Genomic DNA, 4,797 nt, shown 5'->3' on the forward strand with positions numbered 1-4,797 from the left:
AGCTAAGCGACTTCCATATCTCACAGGGGGCAACCCCCAACTACTTCCGGCGTTCTAGGGCTTAACTTCTGTGTTCGGCATGGGTACAGGTGTATCTCCTAGGCTATCGTCACTTAACTCTGAGTAATACCTACTCAAAATTGAATATCTATTCAAACCAAGAAAACCATTCGCTTTCGTATTCTCAGTTACTTTGGATAAGTCCTCGAGCTATTAGTATTAGTCCGCTACATGTGTCGCCACACTTCCACTTCTAACCTATCTACCTGATCATCTCTCAGGGCTCTTACTGATATAAAATCATGGGAAATCTCATCTTGAGGTGGGTTTCACACTTAGATGCTTTCAGCGTTTATCCCTTCCCTACATAGCTACCCAGCGATGCCTTTGGCAAGACAACTGGTACACCAGCGGTAAGTCCACTCTGGTCCTCTCGTACTAGGAGCAGATCCTCTCAAATTTCCTACGCCCGCGACGGATAGGGACCGAACTGTCTCACGACGTTCTGAACCCAGCTCGCGTGCCGCTTTAATGGGCGAACAGCCCAACCCTTGGGACCGACTACAGCCCCAGGATGCGACGAGCCGACATCGAGGTGCCAAACCTCCCCGTCGATGTGAACTCTTGGGGGAGATAAGCCTGTTATCCCCAGGGTAGCTTTTATCCGTTGAGCGATGGCCCTTCCATACGGAACCACCGGATCACTAAGCCCGACTTTCGTCCCTGCTCGAGTTGTAGCTCTCGCAGTCAAGCTCCCTTATACCTTTACACTCTGCGAATGATTTCCAACCATTCTGAGGGAACCTTTGGGCGCCTCCGTTACCTTTTAGGAGGCGACCGCCCCAGTCAAACTGCCCGTCAGACACTGTCTCCGATAGGGATCACCTATCTGGGTTAGAGTGGCCATAACACAAGGGTAGTATCCCAACAACGTCTCCTTCGAAACTGGCGTCCCGATCTCATAGACTCCTACCTATCCTGTACATGTGGTACAGACACTCAATATCAAACTGCAGTAAAGCTCCATGGGGTCTTTCCGTCCTGTCGCGGGTAACCTGCATCTTCACAGGTACTAAAATTTCACCGAGTCTCTCGTTGAGACAGTGCCCAAATCATTACGCCTTTCGTGCGGGTCGGAACTTACCCGACAAGGAATTTCGCTACCTTAGGACCGTTATAGTTACGGCCGCCGTTTACTGGGGCTTCAATTCATACCTTCGCTTACGCTAAGCACTCCTCTTAACCTTCCAGCACCGGGCAGGCGTCACCCCCTATACATCATCTTACGATTTAGCAGAGAGCTGTGTTTTTGATAAACAGTTGCTTGGGCCTATTCACTGCGGCTGACTTAAAGTCAGCACCCCTTCTCCCGAAGTTACGGGGTCATTTTGCCGAGTTCCTTAACGAGAGTTCTCTCGCTCACCTGAGGCTACTCGCCTCGACTACCTGTGTCGGTTTGCGGTACGGGTAGAGTATGTTTAAACGCTAGAAGCTTTTCTTGGCAGTGTGACGTCACTAACTTCGCTACTAAACTTCGCTCCCCATCACAGCTCAATGTTATAGAACTAAGCATTTAACTCAATTCACACCTCACTGCTTAGACAGACACTTCCAATCGTCTGCTTTAGTTAGCCTACTGCGTCCCTCCATCACTACATACTCTAGTACAGGAATATCAACCTGTTGTCCATCGGATACACCTTTCGGTCTCTCCTTAGGTCCCGACTAACCCAGGGCGGACGAGCCTTCCCCTGGAAACCTTAGTCTTACGGTGGACAGGATTCTCACCTGTCTTTCGCTACTCATACCGGCATTCTCACTTCTATGCGTTCCAGCACTCCTCACGGTATACCTTCATCACACATAGAACGCTCTCCTACCATACCTATAAAGGTATCCACAGCTTCGGTAAATTGTTTTAGCCCCGGTACATTTTCGGCGCAGGGTCACTCGACTAGTGAGCTATTACGCACTCTTTGAATGAATAGCTGCTTCTAAGCTAACATCCTAGTTGTCTGTGCAACCCCACATCCTTTTCCACTTAACAATTATTTTGGGACCTTAGCTGGTGGTCTGGGCTGTTTCCCTTTCGACTACGGATCTTAGCACTCGCAGTCTGACTGCCGACCATAATTCATTGGCATTCGGAGTTTATCTGAGATTGGTAATCCGGGATGGACCCCTCACCCAAACAGTGCTCTACCTCCAAGAATCTTTATGTCGACGCTAGCCCTAAAGCTATTTCGGAGAGAACCAGCTATCTCCAAGTTCGTTTGGAATTTCTCCGCTACCCACAAGTCATCCAAGCACTTTTCAACGTGCCCTGGTTCGGTCCTCCAGTGCGTCTTACCGCACCTTCAACCTGCTCATGGGTAGGTCACATGGTTTCGGGTCTACGTCATGATACTAAGGCGCCCTATTCAGACTCGGTTTCCCTACGGCTCCGTCTCTTCAACTTAACCTCGCATCATAACGTAACTCGCCGGTTCATTCTACAAAAGGCACGCTCTCACCCATTAACGGGCTCGAACTTGTTGTAGGCACACGGTTTCAGGTTCTATTTCACTCCCCTCCCGGGGTGCTTTTCACCTTTCCCTCACGGTACTGGTTCACTATCGGTCACTAGGGAGTATTTAGGGTTGGGAGATGGTCCTCCCAGATTCCGACGGGATTTCACGTGTCCCGCCGTACTCAGGATACTGCTAGGTACAAAGACTATTTTAAATACGAGGCTATTACTCTCTTTGGCTGATCTTCCCAAATCATTCTTCTATAATCTTTGAGTCCGCATTGCAGTCCTACAACCCCGAAGAGTAAACTCTTCGGTTTGCCCTCCTGCCGTTTCGCTCGCCGCTACTAAGGCAATCGCTTTTGCTTTCTCTTCCTGCAGCTACTTAGATGTTTCAGTTCACTGCGTCTTCCTCCTCACATCCTTAACAGATGCGGGTAACAGGTAGTACCTGTTGGGTTCCCCCATTCGGAAATCCCTGGATCATCGCTTACTTACAGCTACCCAAGGCATATCGTCGTTTGTCACGTCCTTCTTCGGCTCCTAGTGCCAAGGCATCCACCGTGCGCCCTTATTAACTTAACCTTATTTTCTGACCTTTCAGTCATAAACTCTTATTAATACTACAGCGTTTTCGGTTTATTTTCTTGTTACTATTTGATATAGATATTCAATTTTCAATGTGCATTACTTGGTGATCTCTCACCAATGGAGCCTAGCGGGATCGAACCGCTGACCTCCTGCGTGCAAAGCAGGCGCTCTCCCAGCTGAGCTAAGGCCCCACAAGACCTCTCAAGACTAAACAAGACCAATGCGCAGTTCCTTATCCTTAGAAAGGAGGTGATCCAGCCGCACCTTCCGATACGGCTACCTTGTTACGACTTCACCCCAATCATCTATCCCACCTTAGGCGGCTGGCTCCTTACGGTTACCTCACCGACTTCGGGTGTTACAAACTCTCGTGGTGTGACGGGCGGTGTGTACAAGGCCCGGGAACGTATTCACCGCGGCGTGCTGATCCGCGATTACTAGCGATTCCGACTTCATGTAGGCGAGTTGCAGCCTACAATCCGAACTGAGACTGGCTTTAAGAGATTAGCTTGCCGTCACCGGCTTGCGACTCGTTGTACCAGCCATTGTAGCACGTGTGTAGCCCAGGTCATAAGGGGCATGATGATTTGACGTCATCCCCACCTTCCTCCGGTTTATTACCGGCAGTCTCGCTAGAGTGCCCAACTGAATGATGGCAACTAACAATAGGGGTTGCGCTCGTTGCGGGACTTAACCCAACATCTCACGACACGAGCTGACGACAACCATGCACCACCTGTCACCTCTGTCCCGAAGGAAAACTCTATCTCTAGAGCGGTCAGAGGGATGTCAAGACCTGGTAAGGTTCTTCGCGTTGCTTCGAATTAAACCACATGCTCCACCGCTTGTGCGGGCCCCCGTCAATTCCTTTGAGTTTCAACCTTGCGGTCGTACTCCCCAGGCGGAGTGCTTAATGCGTTAGCTACGGCACTAAACCCCGGAAAGGGTCTAACACCTAGCACTCATCGTTTACGGCGTGGACTACCAGGGTATCTAATCCTGTTTGCTCCCCACGCTTTCGAGCCTCAGCGTCAGTTACAAGCCAGAGAGCCGCTTTCGCCACCGGTGTTCCTCCATATATCTACGCATTTCACCGCTACACATGGAATTCCACTCTCCCCTCTTGCACTCAAGTTAAACAGTTTCCAAAGCGTACTATGGTTAAGCCACAGCCTTTAACTTCAGACTTATCTAACCGCCTGCGCTCGCTTTACGCCCAATAAATCCGGACAACGCTCGGGACCTACGTATTACCGCGGCTGCTGGCACGTAGTTAGCCGTCCCTTTCTGGTAAGATACCGTCACAGTGTGAACTTTCCACTCTCACACTCGTTCTTCTCTTACAACAGAGCTTTACGATCCGAAAACCTTCTTCACTCACGCGGCGTTGCTCGGTCAGACTTCCGTCCATTGCCGAAGATTCCCTACTGCTGCCTCCCGTAGGAGTCTGGGCCGTGTCTCAGTCCCAGTGTGGCCGATCACCCTCTCAGGTCGGCTATGTATCGTCGCCTTGGTGAGCCGTTACCCCACCAACTAGCTAATACAACGCAGGTCCATCTGGTAGTGATGCAATTGCACCTTTTAAGCAAATGTCATGCAACATCTACTCTTATGCGGTATTAGCTATCGTTTCCAATAGTTATCCCCCGCTACCAGGCAGGTTACCTACGCGTTACTCACCCGTTCGCAACTCATCC

Annotated in this window: 1 tRNA gene and 3 rRNA genes; all 4 read right to left on the reverse strand. The window is 50.2% G+C overall.

The annotated features are described in order from the left end of the window. Position 1: 1 nt before the first annotated feature. Positions 2–117, reverse strand: a 5S ribosomal RNA gene (gene rrf, locus HT697_RS09935). 76 nt (positions 118–193) lie between these two features. After that, positions 194–3,094, reverse strand: a 23S ribosomal RNA gene (locus HT697_RS09940). 124 nt (positions 3,095–3,218) lie between these two features. Then, positions 3,219–3,291, reverse strand: a tRNA-Ala gene (locus tag HT697_RS09945). Positions 3,292–3,342: 51 nt separating this feature from the next. Continuing rightward, positions 3,343–4,797: ribosomal RNA gene (locus HT697_RS09950) — 16S ribosomal RNA — on the reverse strand; the annotation flags it as partial.

The sequence above is a fragment of the Streptococcus sp. 1621 genome (genome assembly GCF_013276615.1).
Classification (GTDB): Bacteria; Bacillota; Bacilli; order Lactobacillales; family Streptococcaceae; genus Streptococcus.